This is a genomic window from Nocardia sp. NPDC003999 (assembly GCF_053604885.1).
The window spans coordinates 30,000-49,620 of record NZ_JBSGIB010000033.1 but is presented as its reverse complement, the minus strand read 5'-3'; the positions used below and the strand labels follow the sequence as shown (position 1 = coordinate 49,620).

8 protein-coding genes are annotated in these 19,621 nt (G+C 66.7%); all 8 read left to right on the top strand.

Features of this window, described 5'->3' with window-relative positions; all coding sequences use genetic code 11:
• Positions 1 to 27: 27 nt before the first annotated feature.
• The 8 genes from ACWESM_RS34970 to ACWESM_RS34935 all read left to right on the top strand — a co-directional run bounded on the left by ACWESM_RS34970 (position 28) and on the right by ACWESM_RS34935 (position 19,606).
• Complete coding sequence (locus ACWESM_RS34970) at positions 28 to 435, top strand: YbaB/EbfC family DNA-binding protein (RefSeq protein WP_452495416.1); 408 nt, start codon at positions 28 to 30, stop codon at positions 433 to 435.
• Entirely contained in the window at positions 395 to 835 is a 441-nt protein-coding gene (locus tag ACWESM_RS34965; protein ID WP_364433932.1) for a YbaB/EbfC family nucleoid-associated protein, read from the top strand. Before ACWESM_RS34970 ends, ACWESM_RS34965 begins: the two co-directional genes overlap by 41 nt.
• A gap of 102 nt (positions 836 to 937) precedes the next feature.
• On the top strand, positions 938 to 2,554 hold the full coding sequence (locus ACWESM_RS34960; RefSeq protein WP_452495414.1) for an MFS transporter: 1,617 nt from the start codon (positions 938 to 940) through the stop codon (positions 2,552 to 2,554).
• Positions 2,555 to 2,766: 212 nt separating this feature from the next.
• Positions 2,767 to 3,030 carry a hypothetical protein gene (locus ACWESM_RS34955; RefSeq protein ID WP_452495412.1) on the top strand — a complete coding sequence of 88 codons (264 nt, stop codon included), beginning with the start codon at positions 2,767 to 2,769 and terminating at the stop codon, positions 3,028 to 3,030.
• A gap of 147 nt (positions 3,031 to 3,177) precedes the next feature.
• On the top strand, positions 3,178 to 3,837 hold the full coding sequence (locus ACWESM_RS34950; protein WP_356967639.1) for a response regulator transcription factor: 660 nt from the start codon (positions 3,178 to 3,180) through the stop codon (positions 3,835 to 3,837).
• A gap of 9 nt (positions 3,838 to 3,846) precedes the next feature.
• Positions 3,847 to 5,247 (top strand): sensor histidine kinase, encoded by a 1,401-nt coding sequence (locus tag ACWESM_RS34945; protein ID WP_452495410.1) that lies wholly within the window; start codon positions 3,847 to 3,849, stop codon positions 5,245 to 5,247.
• Positions 5,248 to 5,318: 71 nt separating this feature from the next.
• The gene (locus tag ACWESM_RS34940) at positions 5,319 to 6,875 is read left to right on the top strand and encodes a hypothetical protein (RefSeq protein ID WP_452495408.1); all 1,557 of its coding nucleotides are present in this window, start codon (positions 5,319 to 5,321) and stop codon (positions 6,873 to 6,875) included.
• A complete protein-coding gene (locus ACWESM_RS34935) occupies positions 6,875 to 19,606 on the top strand; it encodes a WXG100-like domain-containing protein (protein WP_452495407.1) in 12,732 nt (4,243 codons plus the stop codon). The genes ACWESM_RS34940 and ACWESM_RS34935 overlap by 1 nt, the downstream gene beginning before the upstream one ends.
• The last annotated feature ends 15 nt before the right edge of the window (positions 19,607 to 19,621 follow it).

Genomic DNA, 19,621 nt, shown 5'->3' with positions numbered 1-19,621 from the left:
GCCGATGCCGCTGAACTGATCGATGCGGTGAGCCGGGCCCTGAGCCAGATGCGCAGTCTGCGCGGTGCGCGCGACGCGCTGACCGCGTCCGCCACCGTGGAACACGGCCGAATCACCGTCGTGGTCAATGCTTCCGGCTCGATCATCGAGACGTACTACGCCGACGACATCAACACGCTCAGCTATGGCCAAATCGCCCGCGCGACAGTGCAGGCGGCGCAGGCGGCGGCCGCGAAGGTGGCCGCCGAGCAGGAAACGCTCCTGGCCCCGGCAGCCGAGTTGCGGTCGCGAATGCCCAAGCCAGAGGATCTGTTCGAAGGCCTGGCAGCGCTGCGGGCGCAACTGCCGAAGCACACCCCCGCACCGCTTACTTCGCAGTCGCAAAACCCGCTGAATGACCGTCGAAGCGATAGTCATCGGATTCTCGACCGATGAAGCCGCCCGTCGAATTGTGAGCGCGACAGAAGGACCCGACACGATGGATGATGATTTCAACGCTGCCGTCGAGGAATTTCAGGCCAAGATGGCCGAAATCGCCGATCTGCAAGCCGAACGTGCGCTACTTGTCGGCGTCGCCACCACTGCGCGACGGCGGGTGCGCGTCACCGTGAATGCCGACGGGATCGCCACCGACATCAAGTTTTCCGGCTCGATCGGCGAATTGACCCCGGCGGAGCTCGCGGACGCGGTCACCGCGGCGTCGCGGGCGGCGGTGCTCGAGGTCGCGCGCAAAGCCAAGGAACTGATGGCACCGCTCGACATCGATCAGGCCGAGGCGCCCAAACCGGACGATCTGTTCGCCACAATCAACTCACTGCGCGATCACCTGGGCTGACGCCGACCGCAGTGGACCGGCACCGCGCCGATTGGCGAGATCGCCACCGATAGTCGAGACTTCCGATCGGGGGTGGCCGAGCTATCGAGTCGAAGGCGCACCATGGCAGTCGAGATCAGCCGTCCAGGCCGAGTGACCCGGACGCAACCGGCGCTGCCGTCGAGCCGCGGGCGGCGCGCACTCGTCCTGTCGCTCGTCGGCGGCACCGGATTCCTGATCAGCCAGGACGTTTCGTTGCACAGCATCGCCGTGTCGACCTTGCTGCAGCAGCTGGGTGACCGGGACGTGCTCGAGTTCTCGCTGTGGATCCCGAAGTCTTATGTGTTGTCGCTCATCGTGTTTCTGCTCGTCGGTGGTGTGCTCACCGACCGTTGCGGCGCCAAGCGAGTGCTGATTGCCGGGTATGTCACCTTTCTCGCTGGTCTGCTGGCCCACATGCTGCTGGCCGCGACCTCGATTCCGTTGCTGGTGGCCAGAATCGTCATGGGTGCGGGTGTCGCCGCAATCGTCCCCGCGTCGTTGTCGATCCTCGTGCTGGTCAGCAATGCCGGTCGGCAACGTGCCCAGGCGCTGCTGTTGTGGGCAGGCTGTCTGGCCGCGGGCGTGACAGTCGTTCCGCTGGTCAGCGGCCTGCTGTTGAACAATCTGTGGTGGCCCCGGGTCGCCCTCGCCGATGCCGTGGTCGCGGTGGCGCTGCTGGTCGGCATCGTCAAGTTCGTCCCGCGCTGGCCCGGCGATCCGCAAGCCCCGGTGGATTGGCCGGGTGTCGTTGCGGCGACGATAGGTTCAGGGCTGGTCGCGCTCGGTCTGTTCAAGGCGCCCGACTGGGGTTGGACCGCGGCTCCCGTCGTGGCGCTGCTGGGGGCAGGCGCCGTGCTCTTGGTTGTGGCGGCGGCTACCCGCCGTGGCGGCGAGTTGCCGCACGACATTCTGTTGCGAGCCGATCCGCGGGCGCAGCCCGCGATGTTCGCGCTGTCCGCGGCGGTCGTGGCGGAATTCGGCATTGTCTTCGTGACGATCCAATACCTGCAGGCGGTGCGTGGCACCGACCCGGTCGTGGCGGGCGCGCTCATCTTCCTGCCCGCCTGCGTGGCCTCCGCGCTGGGTGCCAAGGCCGGTGCGATGCTGCAACGCCGTACCGGCGCGACAACTCCGCTGATCATCGGCTTGACGATGGTGCTGGATGGCCTGGCTGTCGGTTTGACCGCGGACGCGGCGGGCAGCCTGGAGCGGATCGTGGGGATGGTCGCGGTGATGAGCGTGGGTATGGGCATTGTCATGGCGGTCGCGCTCGATGCGATCGCTACCGCGCTGCCCCCGGCTCGCAACGGCGTCCTGTTCGGGGCACAGTCGGCCGTCGTCCAACTCGGTAGCCTGCTCGGTTTGGCAGTAGCCGGTGGTCTCGTGGACCAGGGATATCGAGCGGAGCTCGTCATTCCGGCCAAAGTCGCCGCGCACGAAGGCATCGTCGCGGTCGGGCAACCGCTCGGCAAGAACGTGGCAACGGCGGCCGCGGTTGGCGACACACTCGGTGGGCCGCTCGCCCAAGCGGTGCAGAACGCGTTTTTGGTCGGCTACCGGCACGCATTGCTGGCCACCATCGTCGTGGTCGTCGTGATGATGCTCGTAACCGTCGCCCTGACCGCGCGCGCCCGCCGGCGGAGTGCTGGGAACTCGAGGGGTTGTCAAGAGATTCCAAAGAATATTCGAGATATGTAAATAATCGCAAAGTCGATATCAAGAATTCGCGGCGAGCTTGATCGCTTTCGATGCGGTGCGCATAATTCATTTTCGGGGCGCATTGACTATTCTATCGAGAGGCTGGGGTTGTCGTGAAAGAGGTTGACGATGGCACTCCCGTTCCGCGCCGGATCCGGCCGAGTGCTGCCACGGCCCGATCGGCTGTGTCGCGGACCTCGGCCGAAGAGATCTTGACCCGCGCGCGAGCCGAACGGGCCCAACTCGAGCAGGGTCGCCACTTCTATGCCCAGCTTGTCGATCAGGCAGAACAGCTACACCACGAGATCCGTAGGCTGCACGAGGAGCAGCGCGAGGTCTATCGGCAGCTGAACAACCTGCGTCGACGATTCACCAGCCTGCCGCCCGTCCCCCGGCCGAGCGGCTATCCGCCGATCGCGGTCGCACCGGCCGCGCAGGCCGAGCCGCGCGCCGGTGCAGGTAGAGCGACTGCCTGACTTCGGATCGCCTCGATGAGGACCGTTGCCGGACAACAATGTTGACCGATCGGCGGCGCTCCACTCCGCGACGGCAGGCGTGATCGTCTGCGGTAGTCTCACCTCGTGTTCAGGTGCGGGTCTGGACGTGTGGAAGGGACCGGGTTCGTGCGTGTGGTGGTGGTGGAGGACGACGCGGGCGTAGCCGGCGCTGTTGTCGACGGCCTCCGAGCGCATGGTTTCCCGGCCGTCGACCATTTGTCACACGGGCTCGATCTGCTGACTTCGCACGCAGGCTACGACGCGGTCGTGCTCGATATCGGGCTGCCCGACGTCAACGGTTACCTGGTGTTGCGCCAGCTCCGCAAGGTCAGCACGGTTCCGGTGATCATGCTGACCGCGGAGGGCGACGAGTTGGCGGTGGTGTCGTGCCTGCGTGCCGGAGCCGACGACTACATGGTCAAACCGCCGCGGCTCGGTGAACTCGCCGCCCGCCTGGAAGCGGTCGTGCGACGCAGGCAGACAACCGAGTCCGCTCCGGCCGTGGTGGTTACCGGTGATGTCGCGGTGGATCTGGGAGCTCGTTCCGTCGAAGTGGCCGGTCTGCCGGTACAGCTGACCCAGAAGGAATTCGCCATAGCACGCGTGCTGGTCGAGCGCGCGGGCGTCGCGGTGGCCCGGGACACGATCATGGACGAGATCTGGGGCGAGAAAACCCCGTCCACGTCTCGTTCGCTCGACGTTCACATGGGCGCGCTGCGGGCCAAACTGAACCGCCCAGGACTGATCGCCACCATTCACGGCTTCGGCTACCGCTGGACTCGGTGACCTCGCCGGATGCGCGTTCGGTTGGTCAGTGTATTCACCTTGCTGGCGGCGATCTGCATGATCTGCTTCGCGATCGGGATCGGGATGGAGTTGGCGTCGAGCCGGACCCAGGCGATGGTGATCGATCGGATCCAGGTCGCCAACCAGTTCGCGGCGACGGCGTCGGTTGATCCGGCACGCCTCGAGGGGGAGGCGCAGAGCTATTTCGAGCAGACCGGCAACGGTGTCCTGGTGATCGCGGGCAGCGGCACGGTGATGGTCGATGTCGGGGTGAACCGCGCCGACCCACGGGTCATCGAGGTATCGAACAACGCACACCGGTTCATCCCGCCGGAGACGCTGTATCCGTGGAGTACGCACCCGATGGTGGTCGGCCAGCCCATCGGAACCTCGCAGCAAGCCGGCGGTGTGGTCGTCATCGCGATCTCGACCTCGGCGACTCGCCGTGGTATCACCGACAGTTGGATTCAACTCGCCTGCGTGACCGCCACCGCCCTGCTGGCGTTCGGCGGCGTGGCGCTCGGGGTATCAGGGTGGATCCTGCGACCGGTGTCCAAGCTGCGCCGCGATGTCGACGCGCTGACCTCGACCTTGCCGGTGCGGCGCGCGGAGCCGGGGGGTCCCCGGTCCAGAGGCCGGGGGCCGCGGGAGATCGTCGAACTCGCGGTCGGTGTCGCGTCGATTACCCGAGCCGTCGCCGACCTGGCCGCGGCCGAGCGAAAACTGGTGGTCGATACGGCGCATTCGCTGCGAAATCCACTGGCCGCGCTCGCGGTTCGGTTGCAGGCCTTACAGCCGATGATCGCCCAGGATCACGCGTCGGCCACCTTCGCCGGTGTGGTGAGCGAAGTGGACCGGCTCACGGAGTTGCTGGACGGCTTGCTGGCCTCGGCGGTGGCCGATGCCGCGCCCGGACACGCCGCCGCGCGCTCGAACACGTCGGACTGTGACGCGGTAGCGGTGGCACGGGATCGAGTGGACGCGTGGCATGCCGCGTTCCAGCGCGCCGACATGACCCTCACCCTCGACGCGACTACCGAGGTTGCCGAAGCGGGTGTTCCGGCGAGTGTGCTCGCCCAGATTCTCGATGTCGCGCTGAGTAACTCCGTACGCTACGCGGGCCGAGATGCCCATACCGCGATCACCGTCAGCCAAGAATGCGAGTCGGTGATCGTGTCGGTCCGCGACGACGGTGTCGGGGTGTCACCCGATGAGCTCGATCAGCTGACCACTCGATTCTTTCGCGGAGCCCAGGCGACGGCCGGCGGTTCCGGTCTCGGCCTGCCGATCGCGGCGACCATGGCGGCCCAGTACGGGGGATTGTTCTTCGTCGACGTAGCCGAACCGTGCGGTCTGGTCGTCACGGCCAGCTTTCCGGCTGCGGTCGCGCCGAACCTTACATCCGGGTGAACGCCTGAAGGTTTGGTGAACTCCGTCGGCGCGCCGCGCGAGCGACACGAGGGCGACGGCACGATCGCCTTGTGGCACCTAACCCTGACGCCGGTAGCAACCCGTTCCTTTCGCTGTTCGGTGAGTCGGGGCGGTTCGGGTTGCCGGCGGGGTTGTCGTTCTTGGATCTGGGTGAGGTCTGGCAATCGTCGGGGTTGCCCTGGGATCTCGATGGCGAAGGCAAGCCCGAAGACGGAAAGCGCGTCAAGGACGCGGATAAGGACGACAAAGATAAGAAAGATGAAGACGAGAAGAATCCGAAGGGCGACAGGGACGATCGCGCCCCGGCGCCAGGAGGCGGGTCCGGCAAGGGCGGCTCGGGGAAGCCCGCGCCGAAAGGCGGCGGTGCGGGGCCGAGCGGCGGCCCACCGGTCAACAACCGCCCGAGCGGTGGGAACCCGAACATTGGCGGCAAGCCCAACAGCGGTTCGAACCCCTACGGCGGCCGGGCCAATTACAACTCCGGTGGCGACCCGATCAAGGTCGACCCGCAGGATCTGATCGACAAGGGTAAGCGGCTCGCCGAACTGCCGAGCGCGCCGAAGGGTCTGTTCGACATTCTCAGCACACTGAGCGACTCCTTGCAGCGGCTGGGAAGTCCATGGGGGGCGGACGAGTTCGGTAAACAGTTCGCCGAGGGCGCGACAGGCTATTCGGCATCGGCCGAAGCGCTGGTGGGCAACGCGAGTCGGGAATCGGACGCCACCGGGGCGATTCCGATCTTCGGACAGCTACTGGTCAACTATGGCACCACAATCGAGCAGGCGGGCAGAGCATTCGCCGCGGGCGAGGACCTCTACGCCCAGTGGATTCTGAAGAACTACGTAGACGAGAACGCCAGTGGCGACCCCGGTCCGTACAAGGGCCCGCTCAGCTCCGATCCGAACTTCGGCAAGAACACCGGAAACAACAACCCGTCCAGCCCGCGGCCGGGTGATCAGGACCAGCAGTCCGGCAATGGAGGCGGACAGAATTCGGGTGGATCCACCGGCGGTGGTTCTGATCCCGCTGGCTCCTCGGCCGGTGACCCGGATGCCGACCGGCCGAACGGGCCTTCCACGCCGAATCTCGCGGCTACCGGTACTCCCGATCCTGCCACGCCACTGAGCGTAGAGGCTTCCTCCTCGACCCCGATCGACGCACTCCCGATGCCGGGACCGACGCTCGGCGGCGTCCCGGCACACCCCGGCGCGCCCGCGCTCCCCGGTGCTCTCGGTCCGAACGTGTACCGCGCGACCGATCCGGGAACGGGTGTGCCAGTTGACAAGACCGGTGGTCCGGCGACCGGCGGCAAGGGTGGAGGCATTCCGTCGGCGCCGCTGCCGCGGGTGCTCGGGGCGGCCTATGACGGGGAGAAGCTGGTGCCGAAAGCCGGTGGCATCGGCGCCCAGTCGCGTGCGGGCGTACTGCCCCAGGCCGCGATGCCGGGGATGCCGGGGACGCCCGCGATGGGGAGTAGTGGTCAGTCGGTCTCTGGCAAGGAGAAGCGGCAAGAGCGTCGTGAGCCGCCGGTCGAGGAGCAGTTCGAGCCCGAGCCCGACGCTGCCGACCCGTGGCATGGGCTCGGTCCGCGAGACGGCGGCCGGTGATGTCGATTCCCGATGCGGTACGGCAATCCGATATCAACCTGCCCGAGGACCTGCGGTGGTTGAGCTGGGTCGCCGGTAGCGCTTGGCCGGAGGGCAGCGAGAACGGCATGTTCGCCCTCGCCGACGCCTGGTCGGAAGCCTCGGCGGGATTGACCGGGCTGGTCTCGACTATCGAAGACGCGGTGGACGATATCCTCTCGGCGTATCCGTCGGCCGGTTCGGGTTCGGCCATGTCGCGCACCCTGCGGAACCTCACCGATGAGTCGGATCAGGCCTCGTTGCAAGCTATCGCCAAATCGCTCGGTCAGCTCGCTGATTCGTGCGATCAGGTCGGTTGCGCGATTCAACAGAACAAGATCATGATCATCGTCGGCCTCGTACAGCTGGTCTACGAGATCGCGCTCGCGTGGCTGTTCCCGCCGACCGCCGGCCCGACGCAGGCGGCGTTGATCGGGTGGTACCGCATTGTCTTCCAATATCTGAAGCAGCTGTTGCGGCAGATGCTCGTCGCCGCGCTGAAAGCCATGGGGCAGCAGGTGATTCTGACGCTCCTGATCCAGCTGGGACAGATGGCGGCCGGACATCGCGACGGTGTCAACGGTAAGGATTTGTGGTTCGCGGCGCTGGGCGGCGCGCTGGGTGGTGCGTTCGGCGCGATGTTCGGCAAGCTCGGTGGTGATCTGTTCAAGCTCCTGGGCGGAAAGATCACCCGTTCGCAATTCGACAGCAGGTTCCAGCAGCTCATGCGCGGCGCCGTCGAGGGCGGCGCCGGTGGTGTCGGCGGAATGATCGGCGGTGGCATCGCCAACCAGGTCATCAACGGTGGCGAATTCGAACTGGACCCGAGGATGCTCGGCGCCGGTGCCGCGGGCGCGTTCAGCTCCGGCGCGGGACGTTGGCGTGGCGCCGGCGCCGGCAAAGTGCACGTCGATCCCGTCGGCGGCCCGCGCAGTCCGGCCGGATCGACACCACCGACCGAAGTGCCGCCCTCGGCCTCGGATACCGGGCCCGCGGCTGCACCCAAGAGCGCTTCGGACTCGCCGAATGGCAACGCGGGGAGAGGGAGTGGCGCGCAGCCGAACGAATCGCTGTCCGAACACCGCAGTGGGTCCTCGGCATCCAACCAGGGCGGTGACCAGACCGATGACTCGATCGTGAGCTCAACGCACCGGAACACCGCCGAGGACAACCTGTCGCAGCAGTCGTCGTCCGCGAAATCGGGTGGTGACGACTCTTCCGCACCGAACACCGGTCACGCGCTGGCGAACCATGAACAATCGGAATCGACTGCACAACGGCAGTCTTCCGAGACGGCCGGGCCCGCGTCGCAGCAGCTCGACGGCGGTCAGCTCGTACCGCAGCCACACAACGCGGCAACCGCATCCCAGCAGGCGGCGTCGAACGCCACCGGCGGGGACAAGTCCACGAGTTCGTCGCCATCCGCGCAACGTGGCGCGGACACCAAAGTTGTTGCAAGCCGGGACAACGTGCCGACGGCACCGGAGCACGACGTATCCGGTGACCACTCGGCGCGTGCGCAACCGCGGGCGGGTGGCGCATTCGATGCTCCGGAGTCCATTCAAGCGAAACAAGCCGACTCGACCGTCGCGACCAAGCCGGACGAGGTGCCGTCGAACCCGGTCCAGCGGCGTGCGGAATCCGCGCAACCCGAGATGAATTCGGTGTCCCTGAACCGGCCGGACGCTACGCAGGGAACCCGGCCGACCCTTGAGAATTCGGCCGCGGCATCCGACAAGACAACGCCGGTCAAGGAACCAGCCGGTGCTCCGAATCCCCAGGGCGACAAAGGGGAGAAGGCTCCGGCGCGCGAAACCTCGGCCGCGCCCGTGGCCGAACCGCGGGCCCGCGCGGGCGCCAAAGGCATAAAAGGCGTCAGCGACGACCTGGCTCTCGTCGGAAGGATCGACGAGGCCACCGGCCTGCGCTGGCGGCTGGTCGAGACATCGCTGCTCGATCCGGCCTGGCCGGGCGGCAAGGCCTTCATCCGGGAAGTCCTGGGCTTCGAGCAGACAATGCAGATGCTCCGTGGCAACAAGTCCCCGCACGAAGGCCGGGAGCTGTTCCGGCCATTCCAGGACGGCGACTTGCCGATGCGCCCTGGCTTCGGCCAGAAGAAGACGGCCGGCGCCGACGATCTCGGCGAGGGCGCGGGCGGCGGCGTCCGCGGTTACGACGAACGGAACTCCCGGGGTGTGTTCCGGTTCAACACCGACGAGCTGCCCGATCACCGGTACACGATCGACAAGGACGGCCTCTGGTCCAAAGCCTCCGATCCGGAATCCAACGGTAAGCCGGATCCCGGATCGGACGTGATCCCGCGCAAGGGCGCCACGACGATCGAGGTGCCGCGCCAGGGCCCGATTCTGAAGCGCTGGGCCGAAATATCCGCGCCCGCGATGCGGACCGTGGTCGGCGACCATGACGGCAACTGGTACGTCGGCAAGAACATGCACCACGAGCAATTCCACAACGCGGGCGTCTACGTGGCTTTCCAAGCGCAATTCGTCAACGGGAAAATGGTCGCGGTGCACGACTGGGCAGGTGCCTACCAGCCCTCGCCGACTCGGGTGAAAGCCGCGCTGGAAAAGCTCGGGATCTACGGCGACCTGGCCCATTACGACCAGCAGGGACGCAAGTACACCGATTCCGATCGCGAGGGGTGGACGCAGGCCGTCGAACCGACGCTGACTTCGCGAAAGACGTCTGCGACAGAGATTGATTCGACTGAGCTGCCCGAGCCGGTCACCCGTGCCGTCTCCGATGAGCCGCAGCGGGACTTCCTCCGGGAAGCCGAAGACATCACCCGGATGTACAGGCGTGAAGATTGGGAGAACGCCACACCTGAGGACCTGCGGGAGGCGCTGCGAGGCAGCGTCCACCACGATGCGCGCGACGCGGAAAGCGCTGCGAAATATCACCGCGCGGTGACCGCCGCCGTCGAAACCATCCGGCGGGGGACAACGAAGTTCGACGACGACGGTGCGGAGGTGGCGCCGGGCAAGGTCCTGCGCTGGACCCAGGTCATGGGCACGATGGGAATGCGCGAGGGCCCCATCAATATGGACGCGGGCGAGGGTAAGACGTTCGTCTTCCTCGCCGATTCGATTCTGAAGGCCGCCGCCGGTGACTCGGTGCACGTTTTCACCACTCGCGACACTCTGGCCAACGACGCGGTCAATCTGTACAAACAGGTTCTCGGGGTGCTCGGTCCGGACGTGTTCAACGTGATCAGGATGAATCCGAACGGCGCCGACGAGACCGGCCTCGATCCGGCGAAGCCGACTATCTATATCGGCACCCTCGACGATGCGGCATTCGGGCAACTCCGCGGCAAGTTCATGCGCGGGGATATCGCCGTCATCGACGAGCTCGACGAGGCGCTGTACTACGCCGACACCACCTGGATCATCTCCGACGGCCCCAGCCTGGCCGCGGATCCGCATATCGCCTCCCGCATCATGGCGGCTCGGCACTTCCTCGACAATCGGCTTGCTTCCGGGGATCTGAGCCCCGCGGACTTCGATCGGACGGACGGGCAGGTCGGCGGCCCGGCGAAGCTCAACGCCGAAGGCGCCGAGAAGGTCAGAGGACTGCTCGCCGAGGAGGATCCCGGCGCGAGCCCCGACGACCTCGCCGTCCAGATCGACCGGGTGAATTCCGCCGCATCGGCGCACTGGGAGTTCGTCGAGAACGACCACTACATCGTGCACCGAGGTGGCGACGGCGTCGACAAGGTCTACATCATCGACCAAACCACCCACAAGGTGATGTTCGATCCGGCGACCTCGACCGAGAGCCGGTGGAACGGCGGTCTGGCTCAGGCGATCGAGGCCAAGCACGGGATCACGATCCGGGGCGACTCGGTGTCTTCACAAAGCCTCACCGCCAAGACCATGCTCGCGGAGCGGTACGAATGGCTCTCGGGTGCTTCGGGCACGGCCGAGGGGGTGTCCGGCCACCTGGTCGACAACTACGGGATGAAGCCGGTAGTCACGGTTCCGCGCTTCACGGAATCGAAACTGGACACTCTCGAGGCGAATCTGGCTCCGAACCAGTCGGCCAAGCATGATGCGATCGCCGACAAACTCATCGGTCGGCACGGTGCCCGGGCGCGTCCCGAACTGGTGATCACCAACCGCAACAGTGAGGTCGCCGAGATCTCGGCCCGGTTGAAGCTCGCGAATATTCCGCACGAGGTCGTCGATGCCCGGTGGTTCGCGGACCGGGGCCCCACCGCGGAAGCCGACCTGAAAGCGATCTTCGACAAGGCGGGGCAGCTCGGCAAGATCCTGATCATCAACCGTCAAGGCGGCCGTGGCGTCGATATCGAGATCAGCGACGCCGTCAACGCGGCCGGTGGCCTGCATGTCAGCATTTCGGGCAAGTCGGATGTGCGTGACATCGATATCCAGGCCGAGAACCGCGCCGCGCGCAACGGCCAGCAGGGCAGTGTCGAATACTTCCTGGCCGCCGACGACGCGCTGTTCGCCACCGCTCCGCACCACGCCCAGACCATAATCCGCTACACCGACGCGGTCACCAGCCATGAGAACGCGACCGTCCGGCTCGATGAGGCGTTGGCCACAAAGGACCGCGCGGAGCATGCCGATGACCTGCGTCGCACCGTGCAAACCCGCACGGTCCGGGACGCGGCCCTCGGCGACTACACCATCGCGGAGGACGCGCACCGGGCGGCGACGGCCGAACGCGAAGCCGCCGAGGCCGCGGTGCGGGCCGCGGCGTCGCACCTGCAAGCGGAAAACGCCGCACGGCGGATGGGCCGCACGGTGCTGCCGCCGACCGCCGTCCCCGCGAGCGTGGCAGCACACACATCCGCACGGGACCTGGATATCCCGTCGCCGATACACGAGCAGCGGGCGGACCTCGGGCAGCAGGATGCCGATGTCTCTGAGTCGGCTACCGGTTCGCTTTCGGACGACCTGAGCGGTACCGAACTGCCGCAGCTGTTCGGCGACGATCAGTTCGGTCCGCCGGCGCCGCTCGCCGTCGTCGACTTCCCGGGCCTGTTCGTAGCCGATACAACTGGGCATCTGGTCGCGTTCGGGACCGAGGAAATGCCGGTGGTGCGGACCTATTCGCACGAGCAGAACCTCGTGCACGAGATCGAACATCCGGACTCCGGTCCGGTGGTGCTCGACAGCGCACTGGTGGCTGAGCTTTTCACCACCCGGACGCGCGATGACGGCACGGTGGTGGTGAGCTCGACGGCGACGGGGGCGCATGTCGTCACCGCCGGGACAACGTCGATGTTGCCCGCCGGGTCCGTCTACGGACGTCCTGATCCGCTCGACTCGACCAAGTTCACGCTGTACGGCGGGTCGACTGTCGGCTGGTTGTCCGTGGACGCGAATCGGATCGGCGTGACGCCACGCCGGGCGACCGGCCCGCTCCAGCGTGACGATGTCCCCGAAGCGGCGATTGTCAACGGCCACGTACCCGCGCCGGCGGTAGTGTTCGCGGACCCGCGGAGTCGTGTGCTGGGCGAGCGGCTCGCGGAGCTGACCGACGAGATCGCAGCCAGTCGCAACGATTCCGCACTGCGTGACAAGTTGACGGCGCAGCGGAAGGCATTGCACGACGAGTTGGAGAATCACTTCGCGACACTGCCGGAGGAGCAGCGCACCATCGCTGTGGCACGCGCGAAACAGCTGGGGAGCATCGATCGGCACACGGCGAAACTTGCTGCCGAGCACGAGATTTCGCTTGATACGGCGCGCGCGGAGATGAAGGCCGAGCTGGTCGCGGCGCTCGCGGGCAAAGATATCGCCGTGCGGATCTTCGAGGAGTCGCTGCTGGAAGTACTGCGGGATGGCCGGTTCAAAACGATATTCGATCTGGGCGACACCGACACCGGAATGAATGACCGAGCGCTGCTCGAAGCCCGCTGGTTCGGCCATGACGTGAATGACCATCCGATCGATAAGCGGGCCGTCTACGGGTACGTTCGCGTCGGCGGTGAACAGCCGGTCGGCGAGCTGAACGACGAACGATTGAATGTCTACGGCGACGCCGTGGTGGTCCTGAAGTCCGCAGTGCGGGCCCGCACGACGGTGTGCGTGGGAGATTCCATCGAGCATAAGCAAAATGTCTATCCTTCGAGCCTCGAGGATCCCGCACCGGAGTCCTTCGGCGTCTACCCGCCCCGCAGGCCCGGCCTGCCGGCCGCCCATGTCGGTCTGCGGCGAGACCTGACGCATCCGGACTTCCGGAAGTGGGGGTATGTGGAGGCGCAGGTGCACGGTGGCGTCACCAGTGCCGACATCGATCATGTGGTCTTCAAGTGGGAGCCGGAATCAGCCCTGCGGGATCAGCTCCATGCAGCCGGAATTCCCTGGAAGGTACTCCCGCACACGGCCCCGCCGATAGTGAACAAGCCAGGGCAGGCGGACCACGCGATCAGCAGCGGATGGAAGACCTATCTCAACTCGTCGCGCGCATCCGATGATCCGAATGCGCTGCACGGCAAGAACTTCCTGGGCGTGACGGTCAATTTCACCTACGCCGACGTGGTGACCCAGGACCTGATCGGACCGGCGGGGACGCCGATCGGGGTCAGTTACAAGCACGTCGAGTCGGAGATCGAGGGGGCCGAGCGCTGGGCGGGTGCGCAACAGTGGCACGACAAGGTGGTGCGTACCCGGCCCGGTCAAACCGGCAAGGATGTCTTCGCTGGTCAGACCAGGGTCGGGCACGAGGTCGTCGCGGCGCCGTGGGCGGCCGAATACGGCGGGGTCGGCCGGGAACCGATTTTCGTCAACGCCCACGCTGGTCCGAACGCCTTCGAGATCCGGCTGCGAACCGGAACGACGCTCGAGGTGAGCGGCGCTACATTCGCCAAGCTCGTCGAGCAGTCCCCGGCGCTGGAAGCCGCGCGCGCCGCCGGCGGTCCGAGCTCGGTCGTGCTGGTCGCGTGTGAGCCTGCGAAAGGTTCGGCGGCCACCGACTTCGCGGCTACGCTGCACCAGAGGTTTCCGGCCGCGCCGGTGCACGCCGCCGCCAGCGCGGTCTGGATCTCCAACTGGCGGAACCCGGCCGTGCCCACTGTTCGTTACCGCTACCTCGCCGCCGACAACAATGCCGGGTGGGTGAGTTTGCACAGCGACGGCACCCGGGTCGAGCACGCCGGCACCCGCTATCCCACCGGTGCGACCGGATCGTCGACCACCGCCGCCACCGAGCTCGCAGGGTCGAATTCACTGGGTTCCAGCCGCAATCCGATCGTGCGGCAATGGAAAGAAGTCCTCGATCCACCGGTGAGCTCGCCCCTGACGACGACCACCGCGGAAGGCGTGCGCGGCGCGAGCAAGCGGCACACCGAGTTCGATGTCTCGGACGTACTCACCCGAGCCCTGCTCGACAAGAACGGCACCACGATCGGAGTGTCGTTCGTCCTCGAGTCGGAGGGGCAGCGCGAGGCGATCAAGTGGGCGCGCGCGGCATCCGGGCAGGACAGTGTGGTGCTGACCGATACCGGTCAGGCCGTGGACCAGGTCACCAAGCGGCGCTTGGAATTCGGCGAAAATTTCGTCGACGCGCCATGGAAGACCGACTATGCCCAGAACGGTCCGGGTCCGGTCTATATCGACGCGCACGCGGACTCGAAGGGGTTCATGGTGGAGATCATCTGGAAGAAGGGGACGAAGCAGGAGTCGACTCGATCGGTGCGGGTCGACGGTGCCAACTACGCCAAGATCGTGAAGGCCGCCGAGGACTTCCGGGAGGCGCTGGGGCCAGGTGGTCAGGCGACGGACCGGTCGCTGGTGCTGATCTCGTGCAAGGCGGGCAAGCGGACGGCGGCGACCGATTTCGCCCTGGCGATGCGCGATCTGCTGCCCACCGCCCCGGTGCACGCGGGCGCGGGCGTGGTGCGGGTCGGCGTCAAGAAGGCGCAGAAGACCATCGCCACTCTCGGTGTCAACGACAACCGGGGCTGGGTCACCATCGGTCCCGATGGCGCGAAGGTGGTGCAGCAGAACACGATCAAGCATGCGTCCGCCGCGGTGAGTGGGTCACCCGGGCGGTCTACGGGGACGCCGACCGGCGTGGTGCCCGAGGTTGCCGAGGAGACGGTGGCCGACACCACCGCGGAGTCCGGGGCACTCGTCACCCCGGCGGTGAGCAGTGGCTGGCGCACGTATCTGAACTCGTGGCGGGTATCCAACGATCCGGACGTCCTGCACGGCAAGAACGCCTTCGAGTTGCCGATCAATTTCACCTACGCCGACGTCGTCGCGCACGAGATGTTCGGCTCGACCGGAGCATTGACCGGCGTCTGCTTCCAGAACCGCGATCTGGAACTCGACGCGAATCGACGCTGGGCGGCAGCGACGGAATGGCACGACAAGGTGGTGCGCACCCAACCGGGGCAGACCGGGAAGCAAGCCTTCGACGGTCCGAAAAGGGTCGGACAGGAGGTGGTCGACGCGCCGTGGGTTGCCGAGTTCACCCGGACCGGACACCGACCGGTCTTCGTCACCGCCCACGCGGGTCCGAACACGTTCGAGATCCGGCTTCGGACCGGAACCACGCTCGAGGTGAACGGTACGACGTTCGCGAAGATCGTCGAGTGGTCACCGGGACTGCGAGGCCCGCTGAGCACCGGCGCGGCGACCTCGATCGTCCTGCTGGCCTGCAAACCCGCGAAGGGTTCGGCGGCGACGAAGTTCGCGCGCACGCTACACCAGAACTTCCCGCATGTGCCGGTTCATGCCGCCGCTACCTCGGTGTGGCAGTCGACTATGCGTTATACGGCACGGCCGAATGTCGACTATCGCCTGCTCGCGGCGGACCGCAATGCCGGTTGGGTGACATTGCACAGCGACGGCACTCGAACAGAGCACGCGTCCACTCGCTACTCAGGCCCGGCCGCCGCTTCGAGTGGCGTGGTCGGCTCCGGATCGACCACCGGTGGCACGCTCAGCGCTCCGCTGCGTTTTTCCTCGGACCAGGAAGCCACCGAGGTGGTCGAGGCGGTAACCTCCGCCGAAGCGGCCGCGAACGCCGCTAGCCTGTGGAAGTGGCTGATCCGCAACATGTTCGACGACGCGTTCGATCACGCGGTGCGCGGACGCAGGCTGCGCGACGGGTCCGGTCTCGAGGAACTGTCCGATCTCGAGGATATGTCCGAGGATGCCCGGCACCCGGCGCCGGGCGCGGGCTTGCTCGCCGACACCGCCGAGATCCAATGGGGCGATGACGCACTCGCCGCGCTGTTCGCCGACCCGGACGCCGGCTCGACGGCAACGGCGCCGAGCCCACCCGCTGCGACGGCGGAGCATCACCCACCGACCACGGAAATCCTGGGGGCGTTGCCTTTGCACGTCGCCCCGGCCGCCGAGGCGTTCGTTCGCGGCGATCGATGCGTGCTGATCGACGGACTCGGTACCGCGCACCGGCTCGACGTCGGCAGCGGCTGGCGCGCCGTGCAGGGAACATTCAGCCATCCCGGCACCGGCGCCGAATACATCGGGCTGGTTCCGCTGGATCAGAAGCACGACGCCAGTCCGATCCGGATCCGTAAGACGTTGCTCGCCGAGGCATTCGAGGAGAATGCCGCCACATTCTTCTGGGAGACCACCTACTTCCTGGCCCGTGCCGGTATCGGAATCGAAGGGTCCGGCGACACCCCGGTCTGGCTACCTCCGCGTGCCGTCGTGGCGGTGAAACACGCGCACAATTCCGATGGGACACCGGATCCGAGCCGGACGATGCTCGGGCGTCCGAAGGCCGCTACCTGGCACACCCTCGACAGCGACATCCTCGGTCCACTCGTCCCCGAACTGCGCCGGTCGAACAATCCCCTCTGGGATGAGATCAGTGGTCCCCGGGTGTCGGACGTGCGGCAGGGCGCGCTGGGCAACTGCTTCCTGGCCGCCAACATGATGGCGCTGGCCCGCAGCCCGCTGCCCTTGCTCCGCGAAATGATGACCGATCTCGGTGACTCCGTCGCCGTCCGGTTCTTCGACAAGAACGGTGACGCGGCTTGGGTGCGGGTCTCCAAGGATCTCTATGTCAACGGCGACAACAGCACTCGCTACGCGGCCGACCTGGGGGTGTTGTGGCCCGCGGTCCTGGAGAAGGCCTACGCGGTCTTCGTCGGTGAATTCGGCTACGCCGGACTCGACGGCGGCAGTCCCGGCGCCACCGCCGCGACGATGCTGCCCGCCACGCTGCCCGGCGGCTTGCGGTTCCAGCCGTCCCGGGCGGTCACCGATGCCTATTTCCATCATCCGATGCGGATGGACATCGACGAACTCCGCAGCCTGGCCGGCAGCGATGACGAGTTCGCTCGCGCGGTCTGCGCATTGCGTGGCGAGTGGGAAGGTCGGGTGCGCGACCATCGCGCACGCGAGGCGAATCCGATGGGTGCGGACGCGGATCGCGCGCAGGTGCTGGCACTGGTGGCCGGCAACGGGAACGACGTGTGGGCGGCCGTGCGTGAGTTCTACCGGCTGATCCGGCCGGACAACCCCGGCTCGACCGAGGGGTTCCGGCGCTTCCTGCACCGTGAGTTGAGCCCGCAGCAGCGCACGCGCTGGGCTTCGAACATCGAGCGCCTCGTCGATTCCGTGGACCGGGCGGCGTCCTGGCGCACCCGTGAGCTGGACCAGCAGACCGGCAGGCACATCGCCGAACGCGTCTACTTCGCCTTGGGCCGAGGCGATCTGGTGATGCTGGGTACGCGCAACTGGGGTCGCGACGACACCGTCCAATTCCCAGGCCTGGCGGGCAATCACGGCTACACGGCACTCGGCGTGCAGCGAGATGAGGACGGCAACCCGGTGGCGTTGCGGCTGCGCAACCCATGGGGCACGAACAGATCGGCACAACCTCCGCTGCCCGGAATCACCTTCCAGGCCGACGGGGTGGTGGACGTGGAACTGCGGCATCTCAACAAATTCGCCACCCTCGCGATCTGTGGTCCGGGTGCGCGCGGCCTGTTCGGACTCGACCGGCTCGCCCCGCCTGGCGTCGACGATCTTGTCGGAACTCATTCGGAGGCACCGGAACCGGCACAGTCGGCCGACGCAGCCGAACTGCTCGGCGTCGAGTTGCCCGGCGCCGACGAGGGCGACGGTCACGCGGTCGCGCACGTCTCGCATCCGATCGATTGGAAGAAGCACCTCGGTGTACTCGGACAGCTGGGCGGTGGAAAGAAGTTGTCCGGCACCGCGGATCACACCGTGGTGCGGTTCCGTGCGAAGAATCTGATCCAGGAGCCGATCCTCGATCAGCAGGGCCGCACGGTGGGCATCACCTTCCTTTACGGGCCCGACGAGTTGGAGGTGCTGCGTACCTGGGGGAACGCGCCGAACGGCCACGGGATGGTTTTCCGCACTCGGCCGGGCGAGGCCGGGTCCGCCGCGCTCGCCGGTGACCGGAATCGGATCGGGTTGGACCGGTTCGTCCCGGCTCCGTGGGTGGCCGAGTACCAGGAGGGCAAGCCGGGACCGTTCTACATCTCGGTGCACGCCGACAGCCGCGGTTTCGAAGTCCGCTCGCGCGCCGGGCGGTCGATCGCCGTCGACGGTACGACCTTCGCTGCCATCGTGCAGGCGTCGCCGACCTTTCAGGCGGCAATGACATCGGGTCCGTCGCGGTCGGTCGTCATGATCGCTTGTGCGGTAGCGAACGGCTCGGCGGGCGAGGAGTTCTCGGCCGCACTGCACCAGACTTTCCCCGACCGCCGGATCTACGGGTCTCGCGGCGATGTCGATGTCCATGCGGAGAGTGGTCGCGGGGTGGGCCTGCTGGCCGTCGGCGACAACGCGGGGTGGATGTCCTACCTGAACGCCGTCGCGACCGACCACGCCGCGACGAGGTACGACGCTCCGGCCACCGATGGCAGGGCGGCATTCGTCGAACAGACGGCGAATGACACCGATATCGGCGACTGGGTCGAGCAGTTGCGGTCGACGGAGGCATTTTTCGGTGAGGAACCGTACTTCGCGGTGACCAGCGACCACCGGGTAATCGGCTTCTTCGGGGCGGACGTACTCGTCAACCCGATGCTCGATCACCACGGCGACACGATCGGCGTCAGTTTTCATCAGCCAGACCATCTCGCGGGCGAGCTGTTGTGGGCGCGGACGGAGAATTTCCACAACGTGGTCACCAGAATGCGCGACGGCGACGACGATTTGAGTGTGGTGGTGCAACGAATCCTGCGTGAAGAGTCGTCGCGCACCGAAAACGTCCGTGCGCCGTGGGCCCTCGACTATGCGAACGGGAAGAATGGACCGGTATATATCAGTGCGCACGCCGATGCGAACCTCTTCGAAATCAACCTGCGATCCGGGGTGACCATCGACGTCGACGGGCGGACCTTTGCCTCGATCGTCCAGTCCGCGCACCCTTTCGGCGCCGCGCTTGCCTCCGGGCTCGCCGCCGCGCTGGAGACGCCGAAATCGTTCGTCTTGATGGCATGCAAGGCGGCAGCGGGCGTTGCGGGATCCAGTTTCGCCGAGGTCTTCGGCAGGGTGTTCCCGGGGCGCCCGGTCCATGCGAGCACTGGCACCGTCAACTTTCATGTCCTGCGGGTCGACAAGGAGGAGGGGCCGCCGATACGGATCAGCTGGCTGGGTGCGAGCCACAATGCCGGCTGGATGTCCTATCGCAACGGCCAGCAGATCCGGCACGACCATACCCGGCACCCACCGCCACACCCCGATTCGACCGAATCCAGCTGAGAAGACTGACCGAGA